The organism is Kosakonia sp. SOY2, from assembly GCF_027109175.1.
In the GTDB taxonomy this organism is placed as follows: Bacteria; Pseudomonadota; Gammaproteobacteria; order Enterobacterales; family Enterobacteriaceae; genus Kosakonia.
Map to the genome: position 1 here is coordinate 58,100 of NZ_JAPVXH010000008.1, position 17,737 is coordinate 75,836.

Genomic DNA, 17,737 nt, shown 5'->3' on the forward strand with positions numbered 1-17,737 from the left:
ATTCATTGTGGCGTTACTCATCATCACCACTATTTTGTGGGCTTTCTCTTTTAGCCTGATTGGCGAATACCTTGCGGGCCATGTCGACAGCTACTTCTCCGTGCTGATGCGTGTGGGGCTGGCGGCGCTGGTCTTTTTACCGTTTCTGCGTGCGCGTGGGCATAACCTCAAGACCATTGGCCTGTACATGCTGGTGGGCGCGTTGCAGCTGGGCATTATGTACCTGTTCAGCTTCCAGGCGTATCTCTACCTGACGGTGTCTGAATTCCTGTTGTTTACCGTTTTCACACCGCTGTATGTCACCCTGATTTACGATCTGCTCAGTAAGCGCGGGCTGCGCTGGAGCTACGCGCTGAGCGCCGGGCTGGCGGTAATTGGCGCGGCGATTATTCGCTACGACAAAGTGAGCGATCACTTCTGGATTGGTCTGATTCTGGTGCAATTGGCGAATATCAGCTTTGCCATTGGTATGGTCGGCTACAAACGCCTGATGGAGACGCGCCCGATGCCGCAACACAACGCGTTCGCCTGGTTTTATCTTGGCGCATTCGTGGTCGCCGTTGTGGCGTGGTTTGTGATGGGTAATCCGCAGAAATTGCCGACCACGACGCTGCAATGGAGCGTGCTGGTGTGGCTTGGCGTGGTGGCATCCGGGTTGGGTTATTTTATGTGGAACTACGGCGCCACGCAGGTGGATGCCGGGACGCTCGGCATCATGAACAATGTGCATGTTCCCGCCGGGTTACTGGTTAACCTCGCGATCTGGCAGGAACAACCGCACTGGCCGAGCTTTATTATTGGTGGTGCGGTGATAATGGCCTCGCTGTGGGTGCATCGCCGTTGGGTCGCTCCGCGCTCCGCACAAACGGCAGATGGTCGCAAGCGTGGTTCCGCGCTGAACGAATAAACGCTTCCGTTACCGGCTGACGCTGCTCGCCGTCGCGCACGGCGGCGTACAGCCGGCTCCACAATCCTTCGCCCAGGGTTTTGGTCACTATCAGACCCTGGCGCTCAAAACTCTCCACCACCCAGTGCGGCAGCGCCGCAATGCCCATCCGCGCGGCAACCATCTGAATCAGCAGCAGCGTATTATCAACACTTTTCAGCGACGGGCTCACACCCGCCGGTTGCAGGAAGTGACGCCAGATATCCAGGCGGCTGCGCTGTACCGGGTAGATCAGCAGCGTTTCGCTGGCGATATCGTCCGGCGTGATGCGCGCTTTCGCCGCCAGCGGATGATCGGGGGCGAGCACCAGACGCACTTCAAAATCAAACATCGGCGAATAGTGCAGACCGCTGCGCGGCAGAATGTCGGAGGTCATGACCAGATCCAGCTCGCCCTGTTGCAGCGCAGGTTGCGGATCAAACGTGACGCCGGATTTGAAATCCATCTCCACTTGCGGCCAGTTCTGGCGAAAGTTCTCAAGCGCAGGTGTCAGCCACTGAATACAGCTATGGCACTCAATAGCGATGCGCAGCGTGGCTTGCTGCGGCTCATTGCAGGCCTGCAGCGCGCGGCTAATCTGCGGCAGCACCTGATTCGCCAGTTGCAGCAGAATTTCACCCTGCGGCGTAAAGCGCAGCGGCTGGCTTTTCCGCACAAACAGACGAAAGCCAAGGCGCTGTTCCAGATCGCTGAACTGGTGGGAAAGCGCGGACTGCGTTTGATGCAGCGTTGCCGCCGCTGCCGCCAGCGACCCGCTGTTTCGTAACGCCTGTAGCGTTTTCAGGTGTTTAATTTCGATCATGAAAGTCCTTCACTCCGGCATGAACATTTTGCGCTTGAGGAATATACAGTACCTACACAATATGGATGTGTAAACATCTGGACGTCTAAAAATCCTGTGTCTTTCGAATTAATGGTGCGTTGGCTGCGCTCTTTCACCCCAGTCACTTACTTCAGTAAGCTCCTGGGGATTCATGAACTTGCCGCCTTCCCTTAATCCGAAATCCTTTGGATTAACCCAATTGAAGAGGCTAAAAATGACAATTCTTAATCACACCCTCGGTTTCCCTCGCGTTGGCCTGCGCCGCGAGCTGAAAAAAGCGCAAGAGAGCTACTGGGCGGGTAACTCCACCCGTGAAGAGCTGCTGGCGGTAGGGCGCGAGTTGCGAGCCCGCCACTGGGAGCAGCAAAAAGAGGCCGGTATCGATATGCTGCCGGTGGGCGATTTCGCCTGGTACGACCATGTTCTGACCACCAGCTTGCTGCTGGGCAATGTGCCGGCTCGTCATCAGAACAACGACGGTTCCGTCGATATCGACACCCTGTTCCGCATTGGTCGTGGCCGCGCGCCAACCGGCGAACCGGCGGCAGCGGCGGAAATGACCAAATGGTTCAACACCAACTACCACTACATGGTGCCGGAGTTCAGCAAAGGCCAGCAGTTCAAACTGACCTGGACGCAACTGCTGGACGAAGTAGACGAAGCGCTGGCGCTCGGCCACAAGGTGAAACCTGTGCTGCTGGGCCCGGTCACTTACCTGTGGCTGGGCAAAGTGAAAGGCGAACAGTTTGATCGTTTAAGCCTGCTGAACGACATTCTGCCGGTCTACAAACAGGTGCTCGGCGAGCTGGCAAAACGCGGTATTGAGTGGGTACAAATCGACGAACCGGCGCTGGTGCTGGAGTTGCCACAAGCCTGGCTGGATGCGTTTAAACCAGCTTACGACGCGCTTTCCGGCCAGCTGAAGCTGCTGCTGACCACCTATTTTGAAGGCGTCACGCCGAACCTTGATGTGATCACCGCGCTGCCGGTGCAAGGGCTGCACGTTGATTTAGTACACGGCAAGGACAACGTGGCCGAGCTGCACTCGCGTCTGCCTGCTGACTGGCTGCTCTCTGCCGGTCTGGTGAATGGTCGTAACGTCTGGCGCGCCGATCTCACCGAGAAATATGCGCAAATCAACGAAGTGGCCGGTAAACGTCCGCTGTGGGTTGCCTCTTCGTGTTCTTTGCTACACAGCCCGATCGATCTGAGTGTTGAAACGCGTCTGGATGCGGAAGTGAAAAGCTGGTTCGCCTTCGCCCTGCAAAAATGCCAGGAACTGGCGCTGCTGCGCGATGCGCTGAACAGCGGTAATACGGAAAAACTGGTGGAATGGAGCGCCCCGATTCAGGCGCGTCGCCACTCTACGCGCGTTCACAACACGGCAGTAGCGCAGCGTCTGGCGGCGATCACCGCGCAGGACAGCCAGCGTAACAGCCCGTACGCCGAGCGCGCGAAAGCCCAGCGCGAGCGCTTTAAGCTGCCTGCCTGGCCGACCACCACTATCGGCTCTTTCCCGCAGACTACCGAGATTCGCGGCCTGCGGCTGGATTTCAAAAAAGGCAATCTCGACGCGGGTAATTACCGCACTGGTATCGCCGAACATATCAAACAGGCGATTGTCGAGCAGGAGCGTCTGGGCTTAGACGTGCTGGTGCATGGCGAAGCCGAGCGTAATGACATGGTGGAGTACTTCGGTGAAAACCTGGATGGCTTCGTCTTTACACAAAACGGCTGGGTGCAGAGCTACGGCTCCCGCTGCGTAAAACCACCAGTGGTTATCGGCGACGTCAGCCGCCCGGAAGCGATTACCGTCGAGTGGGCGAAGTATGCGCAGTCGCTGACCGATAAACCGGTGAAAGGGATGCTGACCGGCCCGGTGACCATTCTTTGCTGGTCGTTCCCACGTGAAGACGTGAGCCGCGAAACCATCGCCAAACAGATTGCGCTGGCACTGCGTGATGAAGTGGCGGATCTGGAAGCGGCAGGGATTGGCATTATCCAGATTGATGAACCGGCACTGCGCGAAGGTTTGCCGCTGCGTCGCAGCGACTGGGATGCCTATCTGGCCTGGGGCGTGGAGGCTTTTCGCATCAACGCGGCGGTGGCGAAAGATGACACGCAGATCCATACCCATATGTGTTACTGCGAGTTTAACGACATCATGGATTCCATCGCCGCGCTGGATGCCGATGTGATCACCATTGAAACCTCGCGCTCGGATATGGAATTGCTGGAGTCGTTCGAAGAGTTTGAGTACCCGAACGAAATCGGCCCGGGTGTGTACGATATTCACTCGCCGAACGTACCGAGTGTCGAGTGGATCGAAGCACTGCTGCAAAAAGCCGCGCAGCGTATCCCGGCACAACGTTTGTGGGTGAACCCGGACTGCGGCCTGAAAACCCGCGGCTGGCCGGAAACCCGTAGCGCGCTGGCGAACATGGTGAAAGCCGCGCAGAACCTGCGTCAGCAGTAAGTCTTACCGCGCCGCCCGGTGTGAAACCGGCGGCGCGTCATTCCTCTGTAACAAACCAACATCGCTTCGGTAACATTTTTGTCAAACTCCCTTGTTTAAATCGTCGCAACGAAAACACAGGGGACTGAACCATGAATAAAAAAAGAGTGCTGGCAGCGGTACTGCTGGCCATCATCAGTACGTCAGCTTTCGCCAAATCCACTCTGACGCTCTATACCAGCCAGCCCAATGAAGATGCGCAAATGACCGTCAGCGCCTTTGAAAAAGCGCACCCGGACATTGAAGTGAAATGGATCCGCGACGGAACTACCAAGCTGACCGCGCGTTTGCAGGCAGAGTTAGCCGCCGGTGGCGCCGCCCCGGACGTACTGCTGATTGCAGACAGCGTGACCATGGAATCCCTGAAACAGCAAAACCTGCTGGCGGCGTATAAATCACCGCAAGCGACGCGTTTTGATGCGCAGTTGTATGACAAAGAGGGCTACTACTACGGCACCAAACTGATCACCACCGGTATTGCTTATCACAGCAAAGCCCCGGTTAAGCCAAGCTCCTGGCAGGATCTGCTCAAACCGGAGCTGAAAAACATGACCACCCTGCCAAGCCCGCTCTATTCCGGCGCGGCGCAAATCCACCAGGCGACGCTGATGAACGATCCGGCGCTCGGCTGGCAATACTACGAGAAACTAAAAGAGAACGGTGCGATGCCGCAAAGCGGTAACGGCGCGGTGATGAGCGCGATTGCGTCCGGCAGCAAAGCCTATGGCGTGCTGGTGGATTACATGGCGATCCGCGAAAAAGCCAAAGGCGCACCGATTGAGTTCGTCTTCCCGAAAGAGGGCGTCAGCATTGTTACCGAGCCGGTAGCGATGATGAAAAACGCGAAAAACCCGCAGGCGGCGAAAGCGTTTATCGACTTTGTGCTCTCGGATGAGGGGCAAAAACTGGTGCTCCAGCAGGGCTATCTGCCCGCCGACGCCACCTTGCCGGTTCCGGCCGGGTTCCCGCCGCGCGACAGCATCAAGCTGATGCCGTTTGATGCAGCAAAAGCGTTGGCCGAGACGGAAGCCAATAAAAAACGCTTTGCCGACCTGTTCGGAAACCGCTAATTGATGACCAGTATGACGCTGCGCCAGCACGCCAGCGGCGGCCCGGCAAAAGGGCTGCTCTGGCTGTTATTGTTTCTTGTTGCGCTACTGAGCCTGCTGCCCAGCCTGCGGTTGCTGGTCTCTGCGCTGGTTGACGGGCGCCACGGCAGCGACAGCAGTTTGTGGCGTGTGATGAGCAACCCTTCCACCTGGCTTGCGCTGTGGCACAGCCTGTATACCAGTGGGCTGGGCATGCTGCTGTCACTGCTGCTGGGTAGCCTGTTCGCTTTTTGCCTGGCGCTGACCAATATCCGCCTCAAACAGGTGTGGGTATTTCTGTTTATGCTGCCGATGATGATCCCGCCGCAGGTCACCGCGTTAAGCTGGCTGCAACTTTTGGGGCCGGGCAGCATCTTGCTCAATAGCATTGGTCTTGCGCCGGGGTTTGGCAGCAGCAACCCACTCTATTCGGCAGAAGGCATCGCATTGCTGCTCGGTATTCAGCATGCGCCGCTGGTGTTTCTGGCGCTGCGCACCCAGCTACAGTGTTTGCCAAAAGAGCATATTGAAGCCGCGCGCCTTCATGGCGCATCGTTGTGGCGGGTGTTCTTCGACATTGTGTTGCCGCTGTGCCGTACTGCATTGTGGGCCGGGGCGGCGATCGCGTTTGTTTCGGCGCTCGGTAATTTTGGTATTCCGGCGATGCTGGGCATCCCGATTTCCTACTTTGTACTGCCTGTGTATATCTATCAGACGCTTTCCAGCTTTGGCCCGGCGATGCTGAACGACGTGGCGGCGCTGTCGGTGCTGATGGGGATGCTGGCAATTGGCATTGTCACGCTGCAAGGCCACATGCAGCGGCGTTATGCGCTGCCGCTGATTGGCATGGCGGGGCGCGCGCTGGGTTTCACCCTCGGCAAATGGCGGCTGGCGGTCGAGTTATTATTGGCGGCAGTGCTGTGTGCCATCCTGCTCGCGCCGCTAGTGGCGCTGATTACCACCTCGCTGGTGCCGACGCTTGGCGTCGCGCTGAATAGTGAAACGCTTACCTTTGCCGCCTGGCGAGGGATCTTTGATGCGCAAAGCGCCACGTTACGCGCGCTCAGCAACAGCCTGTTTTTATCGATCTCGGCGGCTGTGGTGTTGATGTTGCTCAGCCTGCCGCTGGCGTGGCTGTTGGTGCGCTACCCGAACCGGCCGTTGCGCTGGTTGTATTTAATTATCGACATCCCCTATACCTTGCCCGGCGTGGTGCTGGCGATTGCCTGTATTCTGCTGTTTGCTGGCCCATTGCCGCTGATCGATATCAGCCTTAGCGGCACGCTGGGTATTATCTTTTTCGCCTACCTCGCACGTTTCCTCACGGTTTGCCTGAAGCCAGTGCACAGCAGCATGCTGCAACTGGATCCCGCAATGGAAGAAGCGGCCAGCCTGGCTGGGGCGAACTTCTCCCGGCGACTGCGCCATATCGTCCTGCCGTTGCTGGCACCGGCGGCGTTTGCCGGGGCGTTGCTGGTATTCCTCACAGCGGTGAATGAACTCACCGTCTCGGCGCTGCTGTGGAGCGCCGGGAAAGAGACGCTGGGCGTGGTGATTTTTAACCTTGATGAGAGCGGCGATAAGGTGCTGGCATCGGCGCTTTCCGTGCTGGTTGTCATTCTGGTGGCGCTGGTGATGCTGTTGCTCAGCGCGCTTGGCCGCTATTTACCAAAAGGAGTGATCCCTTGGCAGAGCTGAGACTGGAACATCTCAGCAAAGCATTTGCCGGCCAGACCGTGGTGCGGGATATCAATCTGACCATTCCGCAGGGGGCGTTTACCGCCCTGTTGGGGCCAAGTGGCTGCGGCAAAACCACTACGCTGCGTATTCTTGCGGGGCTTGAGACCTTGAGCGAAGGGCGCTTATGGCTGGGCGATCGTCTGCTGGCAGATAAAACGCTGCACACTCCGCCGGAGCAGCGCGATATGGGGATGGTCTTTCAGTCTTATGCGCTGTGGCCGCATATGACGGTTGCCGGGAACGTGGGCTACCCGCTAAAGCTGCGCAATGTGAACGGCGCTGCGCGTCACAAGCAGGTGATGGACGCGCTGGAGGTGGTTGAACTGGGTGCTTACGCCGCACGTTCGCCGCAAGAGTTAAGCGGTGGTCAGCGTCAACGCGTGGCGCTGGCGCGCTGCCTGGTCGCGGAGCCACAAGTGGTGTTGCTTGATGAACCGCTGGCAAACCTCGATCGCCATCTGCGTGCCACCATGGAACAGACTTTCCGTGATTTTCATCGCCGTACTGGCGCAACGTTTGTCTATGTCACCCATGATCAGGCGGAAGCGATGGCGCTCGCCAGCCATATCGCGGTGATGCACCAGGGAGAACTGATGCAATGGGGCGCACCGCAGGCGCTGTATCAGCAGCCGCAGAATGGTTGGGTGGCGCGTTTTATTGGTAAGGGGAGTGTGCTGATGCTGGCGACGCCCGCCGGGGTACAGCAACTGGATGGCGCGCAGATGCATGCTGGGTTGGCGCATACTGGCGCGAATCTTCACCAGCCGGTGCTGGTTCGCCCCGAGCATGTGCAGGTAACGAGTGAGGGACTGAGCGCTGAGGTACAAAGCTGCATTTATCAGGGCGAGCGCTATTTGCTTGATTTACGCCTGCGCGATGGGCAAACGCTGAGTGCCTTTCATCATGCACCGCTGCAATGCAAACAGGTCGTGGCGGTACGTTTGACCCAGGGCTGGCGTCTCGAAACAGCATGAGGTGCGCCGGGCATCTACTCCGGCGCAAACCGTCACTTTTTACTGTACTGCGCAAACCATGCCAGCATCCGCTGCCAGCCATCAGCGGCGGATTCTGCGTGATAGCTCGGACGATAGTCCGCATTAAACGCGTGGCCCGCTTCGGGGTAGACGATGATTTCCGCTTTGGCGTTCGCGGCTCTCAGCGCCTGGCGCATGGTTTCCACGCTCTCCAGCGGAATGCCGGTATCCTGCGCGCCATATAAACCGAGCACTGGCGCGGTAAGTTCAGTGGCAATATCCACCGGATGGCGCGGAGAATTAAGTGATTTTTCCCCCACCAGCTTGCCATACCAGGCGACGGCGGCTTTCAACTGCGGATTGTGCGCGGCATACAGCCAGGCGATACGCCCGCCCCAGCAAAAACCGGTCACTAAGAGTTGGTGAGCGTTCCCGCCGTTACGCGCCGCCCAGCTGGCGACGTGATCCAAATCGGCAAGCACTTGCGCGTCCGGTACTTTGCTTACCAGGCCGCTCAGCAGGGTTTGAATATCGGCAAAATCATTCGGATCGCCCTGACGGAAGTAGAGCTCCGGCGCGATGGCGAGATAGCCCTCCAGCGCCAGACGGCGGCACAGATCGCGAATATGCTCATGCACGCCGAAAATTTCCTGTACCACAATGACAATCGGCAAGGGACCTTCGGCATTTTTCGGCCGGGCGTGAAAAGCGGGCATATTTTCGCCCTGTGTCGGAATAGACGTTTCGCCTGCGATTAAGGCGTCTTCCGACGTATGAACAACGGTTGAAGCAAGGGGTGAAGCCGCAGGTGCAAAGCCTGGTGTGTTGTTGGTTGTCATGGCATTCTCCATACCTTTTTTAGCGCTTCAATAACTATAGACGGGAAGGCCTGCCGCGCGCGCAAATCACCGTGCCGTAGACTATCTTTGCTGCTGAGTTGTGGGATGTGTCGTGTTAATGTGATGTAAATCACTAATTTATGGAAATGAACTGCAATCAGTTTCATTCATGGTGATATCAGTCACGAAATTATGTCCGTGCCTTCTGTAAAGTATCTTTTTGCCTCTACTGATAAAACCGACCACAGAGGAGTCTGTTATGTCCAAGTCTGATGTTTTTCATCTCGGCCTCACCAAAAACGATTTACAAGGGGCTACGCTGGCCATCGTCCCTGGCGATCCGGAGCGTGTGGAAAAGATCGCCGCGCTGATGGATAAGCCGGTCAAACTGGCATCCCACCGCGAATTCACCAGCTGGCGCGCAGAGCTGGATGGCAAACCGGTTATCGTTTGTTCCACCGGCATCGGCGGCCCGTCAACCTCTATCGCCGTAGAAGAACTGGCGCAGCTTGGCATCCGCACTTTCCTGCGTGTGGGCACCACCGGTGCGATTCAGCCGCACATCAATGTTGGCGACGTGCTGATCACCACCGCGTCCGTGCGCCTTGACGGCGCGAGCCTGCACTTTGCGCCGATGGAGTACCCGGCGGTGGCGGATTTTGAGTGCACTACCGCGCTGGTTGCGGCAGCGGATGCGATTGGCGCAACGAAACATATCGGCGTGACTGCCTCTTCTGACACCTTCTACCCAGGCCAGGAGCGTTACGACACCTTCTCTGGCCGCGTGGTGAGCCGCTTTAAAGGTTCCATGGAAGAGTGGCAATCCATGGGCGTGATGAACTATGAAATGGAATCCGCCACGCTGCTGACCATGTGCGCAAGCCAGGGGCTGCGTGCCGGTATGGTTGCCGGTGTGATTGTAAACCGCACCCAGCAAGAGATCCCGAATGCGGAAACCATGAAGCAGACCGAAAGCCACGCGGTGAAAATCGTGGTGGAAGCGGCGCGTCGTCTTCTGTAATTCACCTTCCCGTTTGCTAAGGCCGACACGTTCGGCCTTTTCTTTTTGCGTACTGCTTCGCAGGAAAACCCCTTCCAAACTGGACGTTTATACAGCACAATCCTCCGCTATATGCGTTATCACTAAGGGGACGTGGTGGACACTTCAATCATCGTCATGGCAGCCGTTGCGCTGGCGGGTTTACTGGTCGGCTGGTTGGCAGCAAGCTGGCGCGGGGCGCAGCAGCAGGCGGATCTGCTCGCGGAGCAGCGAGATGTCTTTAGCGAACTGAGCGCCGCCCGGCAGCAGATAACCCAAAACGAACACTGGCGCGAAGAGTGCGAGCTGCTCAATAACGAGCTGCGCAGCCTGCAACATATCAATAGCTCGCTGGAAGCTGATTTGCGCGAAGTGACTACCCGACTGGAAGCTACCCAGTTACATGCCGAAGAGAAGCTGCGCCAGATGCACAGCAGCGAGCAGCGCTTGAGCGAGCAGTTCGAAAATCTCGCTAACCGCATCTTTGAGCAGAGCAATCGCCGCGTCGATGAACAAAACCGACAAAGTCTGAACGGTCTGCTAACGCCGCTGCGCGAGCAGCTTGATGGCTTTCGTCGCCAGGTGCAGGAGAGTTTTGGTCAGGAAGCGCGTGAACGGCATACGCTGGCGCATGAAATTCGCAACCTGCAACAGCTCAATGCCCAGATGGCGCAGGAAGCGATTAACCTTACGCGCGCGCTGAAAGGCGATAACAAAACCCAGGGTAACTGGGGGGAAGTGGTGCTGACCCGCGTACTGGAAGCCTCTGGTTTACGTGAAGGTTATGAATACGAAACCCAGGTCAGTATTGAAAATGACCATCGCGCGCGAATGCAGCCGGATGTGATCGTGCGTCTGCCGCAGGGCAAAGACGTGGTAATCGACGCCAAAATGACGCTGGTCGCCTACGAACGTTACTTCAATGCCGACGACGACTTTACGCGCGAAGGCGCGTTACAGGAACATATCGCCTCGGTACGCAACCATATTCGTCTGCTTGGTCGTAAGGATTATCAGCAACTGCCGGGGCTGCGCAGCCTGGATTATGTGTTGATGTTTATCCCGGTGGAGCCGGCCTTTTTGATTGCGCTCGACAGGCAGCCCGAACTGATCACCGAAGCGCTGAAAAATAACATTATGCTGGTCAGCCCAACGACACTGCTGGTGGCGCTACGCACCATCGCCAACCTGTGGCGGTATGAACACCAAAGCCGCAATGCGCAGCAGATCGCGGAGCGGGCGAGCCGCCTGTATGACAAAATGCGCCTGTTCGTTGACGACATGTCATCCATTGGCCAGAGTCTGGATAAAGCGCAGGACAATTACCGTCAGGCGATGAAAAAACTGAGTTCCGGGCGCGGCAATCTGCTGGCCCAGGCCGAGGCGTTTCGCGGGCTCGGTGTCGAAATCAAACGCGAGATTAATCCGGAATTGGCGGCGCAAGCACAGGATCAGGACGAAGAGTTTCGTTTGCGTTCCGGGCAAAACGATTCCCTCGATTGCTTTGAAGACAATGCATTAGAGAGCATGGCCGCGGACGAGGAGCCCGAATCGAAGGCTTCTTCGGGTGGTTGAATCGTAGGGCAATCGCCTCCAATCTGATACACTTCACAAACAATTTCTTGAATAGCAGGCACTAAGATGGCGGAAGATTCAAAAGAGACAACACACTTTGGTTTTCAGACCGTCGCCAAAGAAAACAAAGCCGACATGGTGGCGCATGTCTTCCATTCGGTCGCGTCAAAATATGACGTCATGAACGATCTGATGTCGATGGGCATTCACCGTTTATGGAAGCGCTTTACCATTGATTGCAGCGGCGTGCGTCGCGGGCAGAAAGTTCTCGATCTGGCCGGTGGTACGGGCGATCTGACGGCGAAGTTCTCCCGCCTGGTGGGTGAAACCGGCCAGGTTGTGCTGGCAGATATCAACGACTCGATGCTGAAAATGGGGCGCGAGAAACTGCGCAACCTCGGCGTGATTGGTAACGTAGAGTATGTGCAGGCAAATGCTGAAGCCTTGCCGTTCCCGGACAATACTTTCGACTGCATCACCATCTCGTTTGGTCTGCGTAACGTGACGGAAAAAGAGAAAGCGCTGCGCTCCATGTTCCGCGTTTTGAAACCGGGCGGTCGCCTGCTGGTGCTCGAATTTTCCAAGCCAATTATTGAACCGCTGAGCAAAGCCTATGACGCTTACTCTTTCCACGTCCTGCCGCGTATTGGTCAACTGGTAGCAAACGACGCGGAAAGCTATCGCTATCTTGCTGAATCCATCCGTATGCACCCCGATCAGGACACCCTGAAAGCGATGATGCAGGACGCCGGTTTCGAAAACGTCGATTACTACAACATGACGGCCGGTATCGTTGCTCTGCACCGTGGCTACAAATTCTGACAGGAGTGCGTATGCCTTTTAAGCCGATGGTTGCCGCCGGAATTGAACGTGTATTGAATACGTTTTTATACCGTGAAGGCGCGCTGAAACCCGCGCGCCAGCGTTTGCATGGCAAGGTGTTGCGCGTAGTGCTGCAAGAGTTCTCTTCCCCCTTTGTGCTGGTGTTCAGTGAGCGCCAGATTGATGTATTAGGCGAGTGGGAAGGTGAGGCTGACTGTTCCGTGATTACGCAACTGCGGGTACTGCCGAAGCTGCGTGACCGCCAGCAGCTGACTGCGCTTATTCGCAGCGGCGAGCTGGAAGTGCAGGGCGATATCCAGGTGGTGCAAAACCTGGTTTCGCTGATGGATTTGGCGGAATTCGATCCTGCCGAGATCCTCGCACCATGGACAGGCGATATCGCCGCTGAGGGGATCAGTAAATTCCTGCGCGGCGGGGCACGCTTTCTGCAACACGGTTTTCAACGCCAGCAACGCTATGTCGCTGAAGTGCTGACGGAAGAGTGGCGCCTTGCGCCGGGCGCACTGGAAGTTGCCTGGTTTGCTGAAGAAACGGCTGCTGTGGAAAGGGCTGCGGATGCCTTAGCCAAACGCCTGGATAAACTGGAGGGCAAATGACGCCTGGAGAATTACGGCGCCTCTATTTCATCATCCAAACCTTTTTAAGTTACGGGCTTGATGAGCTCATTCCCAAAATGCGTATCACTCTGCCGCTGCGGTTATGGCGGCGGACGCTGTTCTGGATGCCAAACCGGCACAAAGAAAAATTGCTTGGGGAACGCCTGCGTCTTGCCTTGCAGGAACTGGGGCCGGTGTGGATTAAGTTCGGGCAAATGTTGTCTACTCGCCGTGATCTATTCCCGCCGCTGATTGCCGATCAACTGGCAATGTTGCAGGACCGCGTTGCGCCTTTCGATGGTCATCTCGCTAAAAAGCAGATTGAAAAAGCGATGGGTGATCTGCCGGTGGAAACCTGGTTTGATGACTTCGCCATCGAACCGTTGGCATCTGCGTCCATTGCGCAGGTGCATACAGCGCGGTTGAAAGAGAGTGGAAAAGAGGTGGTGATTAAGGTCATCCGCCCGGACATTCTGCCGGTGATCAAAGCGGATTTGAAACTGATTTACCGCCTGGCGGGCTGGGTTCCACGCCTGTTACCGGATGGTCGTCGCCTGCGCCCGCGTGAAGTGGTGCGCGAGTATGAGAAGACGCTGATAGATGAGCTGGATCTGCTGCGCGAAGCCGCTAACGCGATCCAGTTGCGCCGCAACTTTGAAAACAGCCCAATGCTGTACGTGCCGGAAATCTACTCGGATTATTGCAGCCAAAATATGCTGGTAATGGAGCGTATTTATGGCATTCCGGTTTCCGATGTGGCGGCGCTGGAGAAAAACGGCACCAATTTAAAATTGCTGGCCGAACGCGGTGTGCAGGTCTTTTTCACCCAGGTTTTCCGCGACAGCTTTTTCCATGCCGACATGCACCCTGGCAATATTTTCGTCAGCTACGATCACCCGGAAGATCCGCAATATATCGGTATTGACTGCGGTATTGTCGGTTCGCTGAACAAAGAAGATAAGCGCTACCTGGCGGAAAACTTTATTGCCTTCTTTAACCGCGACTATCGCAAAGTGGCGGAGCTGCATGTGGATTCAGGCTGGGTTCCGCCGGATACCAATGTAGAAGAGTTCGAGTTTGCCATTCGCACCGTGTGTGAGCCGATCTTTGAAAAGCCGCTGGCGGAAATCTCCTTTGGGCATGTGCTGCTCAACCTCTTCAATACGGCACGTCGCTTTAATATGGAAGTGCAGCCGCAACTGGTCCTGTTGCAGAAAACATTGCTCTATATCGAAGGTGTCGGCCGTCAGCTCTATCCGCAACTGGATTTATGGAAAACCGCGAAACCTTTCCTTGAAACGTGGATCAAAGATCAGGTGGGTATTCCGGCGCTGGTCAGAGCGTTGAAAGAGAAAGGCCCATTCTGGATCGAGAAAATGCCGGAAATTCCTGAACTGATCTACAACGGGTTGCAGCAAGGCAAGCATTTGCAGCAAAGCGTGGATAAGATTGCCAGTGAATTACAGGCAAATCATGTGCGCCAGGGGCAATCACGCTATCTGTTTGGTATTGGCGCGACGCTCTTACTGAGCGGTACGCTGTTACTGATTAATCGACCAGAGTGGGGTTTAACGCCTGCATGGCTAATGGTAGGTGGCGTTCTGGCCTGGTTTGTGGGTTGGTATAAAACACGTTAAGCGAAACGCCGCCCGGGTGGGCCTGGTGCACAGAAGCTGTCAACAAAGAGGCAGCTTAATGGATAAAGTGTATACTGGGGCCTGTTTTTAACATCATCTGTTACAGAGGACTATGTATGGGTGGTATCAGCATTTGGCAGTTGTTGATTATTGCGGTCATCGTGGTGCTGCTCTTTGGCACCAAAAAGCTCGGTTCTATAGGTTCAGACCTTGGCGCATCCATCAAAGGCTTCAAAAAGGCTATGGGTGATGACGATAAAGAGGAAAAGCAGGATAAATCGGCACAAGATGCGGATTTTACGGCAACATCTCTTTCCGACAGCAAGACATCCGACGACGCTAAAAAAGACGAAAAACGTCACGACAAAGAGCAGGTGTAATTCGTGTTCGATATAGGTTTTGGCGAACTGTTACTCGTTTTCATCATTGGCCTCGTGGTATTAGGGCCGCAACGGCTACCCGTGGCTGTGCGCACTGTAGCGGGCTGGGTCCGCGCGCTGCGCTCGCTGGCAACGACGGTGCAGAATGAACTAACGCAGGAACTGAAGCTGCAGGAGTTCCAGGACAGCCTGAAAAAGGTGGAAAAAGCGAGCCTGGAAAACCTGACGCCAGAGTTAAAGCAGTCGATGGATGAGCTGCGCCAGGCGGCGGAATCAATGAAGCGCTCCTATAGCGCTAACGATGCCGAAAAAGCCAGTGATGAAGCTCATACCATCCATAACCCGGTGGTGAAAGATAACGAAGCGCAGCATGAAGGCGTTACGCCTGCCGCCGCTGAAAATCAGGCCAGTTCGCCACAGCAAGTCCCCGATGCTGCAGAAACGAAAAAAGCGCCGCAGGTGACTACCACGGTGCAAACGGCCTCGCCGGTTTCCGACTCCACACCTTCTTCAAGTGATAAATCCTGAACATGGCTGTAGACGATACCCAACCGCTGATCGCACACCTTATTGAGCTGCGTAAGCGTCTGCTGAACTGCATTATCGCCGTTATCGTGATTTTCCTCGCGCTGGTTTACTTCGCGAATGATATCTATCAACTGGTTTCCGCACCGCTCATCAAGCAGATGCCATTGGGCGCGACGATGATCGCCACCGACGTAGCCTCGCCGTTTTTTACGCCGATCAAACTGACCTTTATGGTGTCGCTGATCCTTTCCGCGCCGGTCATTTTGTATCAGGTCTGGGCGTTTGTCGCTCCGGCGTTATACAAGCATGAACGTCGTCTGGTGGTGCCACTGCTGGTTTCCAGTTCGTTGCTGTTTTACATCGGCATGGCATTCGCCTATTTCGTAGTGTTCCCGCTGGCCTTCGGTTTCCTGACACACACCGCGCCGGAAGGCGTGCAGGTTTCTACCGATATCGCCAGTTATCTTAGCTTCGTGATGGCGCTGTTTATGGCTTTCGGCGTCTCGTTTGAAGTGCCGGTTGCTATCGTGCTGCTGTGCTGGATGGGCGTGACCACGCCTGCGGACTTGCGGCAAAAACGTCCGTACGTTTTGGTTGGCGCGTTCGTTATTGGTATGTTGCTAACGCCACCGGATGTCTTCTCGCAGACCTTACTGGCAATACCGATGTATTGCCTGTTCGAAGTCGGCGTCTTTTTTGCTCGCTTCTACGTCGGCAAGCGCCGCATTCCGGATGAAGAGAACGAAACAGAAACCAGCGAAGAGTAATTACCAGCCGCCCGTCAGGGCGGTTGTTGTATGGGAAAAAACATGTTTGATATCGGTGTGAATTTAACCAGCAGCCAGTTTGCAAAAGACCGGGATGAGATCGTGGCACGGGCGCAAGCGGCGGGTGTGACGGGTATGCTCATTACCGGAACTAACCTGCATGAAAGCCATCAGGCACAGCAACTTGCTCAACGCTATCGTCATTGCTGGTCCACTGCCGGTGTGCATCCGCATGATAGTAGTGGCTGGACCGATGAAACCGCAGAGACGATCCGCACGCTGGCAGCTACCGAGGAAGTCGTTGCCGTGGGTGAATGTGGGCTGGATTTCAACCGTAATTTTTCGACGCCGCAGGAGCAGGAGTACGCTTTCGGTGCGCAGCTGTCGCTGGCCGCTGAGCTAAACATGCCGGTGTTTCTGCACTGCCGCGATGCGCATGAACGGTTCCTGGCGCTGCTGGATCCGTGGCTGGATAAGTTGCCCGGTGCGGTGCTGCACTGTTTCACCGGTTCGGCGCAGGAAGCACGAGAGTGTCTCGATCGCGGTATTTACTTAGGCATTACCGGCTGGGTGTGCGATGAACGTCGCGGGTTGGAATTACGTGAAGTGGTTCCGCTGATCCCCGCCGGGCAGCTATTGATTGAAACCGATGCGCCCTACTTGTTGCCGCGCGATCTCAAACCAAAGCCTGCGTCGCGGCGTAATGAACCGGCCCTGTTAGGGCATATTCTTGCCACAGTTGCCGGGCTTCGTGGGGAAGAGGCTCAGTGGCTGGGTTCAGTAACGGATCAGAACGTGCGGCGGTTATTCGGCGTGGATTTTTAACGCGACGCTCACGCCTTGCGAAAATCGGTGTTCTTGACGCTTTGCAGTACCTGCTTGTTAAGCAGGTGGAGTAAGAGCATGGAGCGCGCCTCGCCGTCCGGCTCTTTAAAGATTGCCTGTAAACCTTCGAGTGCGCCCTCGGTGATCACCACATCATCGCCTGGATAAGGCGTGTCAGGGTCGGTAATCCCTTCTGGCTGATAGAGCGAAAGTTGCTGAATAACGGATTGCGGAACGGTTGCCGGATGCATACCAAAGCGGACGAAATGGCTGACGCCGCGCGTGGCGTTGATCGTGGTGGTATGAATCACCTCAGGATCAAACTCCACAAACAAATAGTTCGGGAAAAGAGGTTCGTTCACTGTTGTGCGTTTGCCGCGCACCATTTTTTCCAGTGCAATCATAGGCGTCAGACAGCTGACCGCCTGGCGTTCTAAGTGTTCCTGGGCGCGCTGGAGCTGGCCACGTTTGCAGTAAAGTAGATACCAGGATCGCATAATGACTCTTTTCCGTAAGTTCGGGCGCAAGAATATCAAAACCGCAGCATGATGGCTAAGTTGATTATAACCTGCGCCAAAAGATGTCGTTGTAATTCACGCAGATTTAACAAAAATACAGCAAC

General features: G+C 56.0%; 17 protein-coding genes. 14 read left to right on the forward strand and 3 right to left on the reverse strand.

The genetic code is table 11. From position 1 onward, the window contains the following. Window positions 1-7: 7 nt before the first annotated feature. The gene (locus O3S68_RS23145; RefSeq protein ID WP_269232622.1) at window positions 8-907 is read left to right on the forward strand and encodes a carboxylate/amino acid/amine transporter; all 900 of its coding nucleotides are present in this window, start codon (window positions 8-10) and stop codon (window positions 905-907) included. Here the strand turns inward: O3S68_RS23145 and metR are convergent. Beyond that, window positions 795-1,748 (reverse strand): HTH-type transcriptional regulator MetR, encoded by a 954-nt coding sequence (gene metR, locus O3S68_RS23150; RefSeq protein ID WP_020456030.1) that lies wholly within the window; start codon window positions 1,746-1,748, stop codon window positions 795-797. The two genes, O3S68_RS23145 and metR, sit on opposite strands and share 113 nt — an antisense overlap. Before the next feature lie 235 nt (window positions 1,749-1,983). Between metR and metE the strand changes: the two genes are divergently transcribed. The 4 genes from metE to O3S68_RS23170 all read left to right on the forward strand — a co-directional run bounded on the left by metE (window position 1,984) and on the right by O3S68_RS23170 (window position 8,086). Next, window positions 1,984-4,245 (forward strand): 5-methyltetrahydropteroyltriglutamate--homocysteine S-methyltransferase, encoded by a 2,262-nt coding sequence (metE, locus tag O3S68_RS23155; RefSeq protein WP_269232623.1) that lies wholly within the window; start codon window positions 1,984-1,986, stop codon window positions 4,243-4,245. 131 nt (window positions 4,246-4,376) lie between these two features. Beyond that, entirely contained in the window at window positions 4,377-5,354 is a 978-nt protein-coding gene (locus O3S68_RS23160; protein ID WP_269232624.1) for an ABC transporter substrate-binding protein, read from the forward strand. A gap of 3 nt (window positions 5,355-5,357) precedes the next feature. After that, a complete protein-coding gene (locus tag O3S68_RS23165; RefSeq protein WP_269232625.1) occupies window positions 5,358-7,070 on the forward strand; it encodes an ABC transporter permease in 1,713 nt (570 codons plus the stop codon). Further along, window positions 7,058-8,086: an ABC transporter ATP-binding protein gene (locus O3S68_RS23170; protein WP_269232626.1), complete on the forward strand. Its 1,029-nt coding sequence runs from the start codon at window positions 7,058-7,060 to the stop codon at window positions 8,084-8,086. Before O3S68_RS23165 ends, O3S68_RS23170 begins: the two co-directional genes overlap by 13 nt. 32 nt (window positions 8,087-8,118) lie before the next feature. Here O3S68_RS23170 and O3S68_RS23175 read toward each other — a convergent pair whose 3' ends face one another. Further along, window positions 8,119-8,925 (reverse strand): dienelactone hydrolase family protein, encoded by an 807-nt coding sequence (locus O3S68_RS23175; protein WP_020456035.1) that lies wholly within the window; start codon window positions 8,923-8,925, stop codon window positions 8,119-8,121. 259 nt (window positions 8,926-9,184) lie between these two features. Between O3S68_RS23175 and udp the strand changes: the two genes are divergently transcribed. From udp to tatD, 9 genes are all read left to right on the forward strand, one after another. Continuing rightward, window positions 9,185-9,946, forward strand: a complete 762-nt coding sequence (udp, locus tag O3S68_RS23180; RefSeq protein ID WP_020456036.1) for a uridine phosphorylase — start codon at window positions 9,185-9,187, stop codon at window positions 9,944-9,946. A gap of 135 nt (window positions 9,947-10,081) precedes the next feature. Next, window positions 10,082-11,539 (forward strand): DNA recombination protein RmuC, encoded by a 1,458-nt coding sequence (gene rmuC / locus O3S68_RS23185; protein WP_044489543.1) that lies wholly within the window; start codon window positions 10,082-10,084, stop codon window positions 11,537-11,539. Between the two features lie 66 nt (window positions 11,540-11,605). Beyond that, window positions 11,606-12,361, forward strand: coding sequence for a bifunctional demethylmenaquinone methyltransferase/2-methoxy-6-polyprenyl-1,4-benzoquinol methylase UbiE (gene ubiE / locus O3S68_RS23190; RefSeq protein WP_020456038.1), 756 nt, complete (start codon window positions 11,606-11,608; stop codon window positions 12,359-12,361). Between the two features lie 11 nt (window positions 12,362-12,372). Next, complete coding sequence (ubiJ, locus tag O3S68_RS23195) at window positions 12,373-12,978, forward strand: ubiquinone biosynthesis protein UbiJ (protein ID WP_020456039.1); 606 nt, start codon at window positions 12,373-12,375, stop codon at window positions 12,976-12,978. Then, complete coding sequence (ubiB, locus tag O3S68_RS23200; protein ID WP_020456040.1) at window positions 12,975-14,615, forward strand: ubiquinone biosynthesis regulatory protein kinase UbiB; 1,641 nt, start codon at window positions 12,975-12,977, stop codon at window positions 14,613-14,615. The genes ubiJ and ubiB overlap by 4 nt, the downstream gene beginning before the upstream one ends. A 116-nt stretch (window positions 14,616-14,731) precedes the next feature. Then, a complete protein-coding gene (gene tatA, locus O3S68_RS23205) occupies window positions 14,732-14,995 on the forward strand; it encodes a Sec-independent protein translocase subunit TatA (protein ID WP_020456041.1) in 264 nt (87 codons plus the stop codon). Window positions 14,996-14,998: 3 nt separating this feature from the next. Continuing rightward, a complete protein-coding gene (gene tatB / locus O3S68_RS23210; RefSeq protein ID WP_045512964.1) occupies window positions 14,999-15,523 on the forward strand; it encodes a Sec-independent protein translocase protein TatB in 525 nt (174 codons plus the stop codon). Between the two features lie 2 nt (window positions 15,524-15,525). Then, window positions 15,526-16,290 (forward strand): Sec-independent protein translocase subunit TatC, encoded by a 765-nt coding sequence (gene tatC / locus O3S68_RS23215; protein ID WP_020456043.1) that lies wholly within the window; start codon window positions 15,526-15,528, stop codon window positions 16,288-16,290. Window positions 16,291-16,332: 42 nt separating this feature from the next. Continuing rightward, a complete protein-coding gene (gene tatD, locus O3S68_RS23220; protein ID WP_269232627.1) occupies window positions 16,333-17,115 on the forward strand; it encodes a 3'-5' ssDNA/RNA exonuclease TatD in 783 nt (260 codons plus the stop codon). Between the two features lie 8 nt (window positions 17,116-17,123). Here tatD and rfaH read toward each other — a convergent pair whose 3' ends face one another. Beyond that, window positions 17,124-17,612, reverse strand: coding sequence for a transcription/translation regulatory transformer protein RfaH (gene rfaH / locus O3S68_RS23225; RefSeq protein ID WP_017459761.1), 489 nt, complete (start codon window positions 17,610-17,612; stop codon window positions 17,124-17,126). Window positions 17,613-17,737 lie beyond the last annotated feature (125 nt).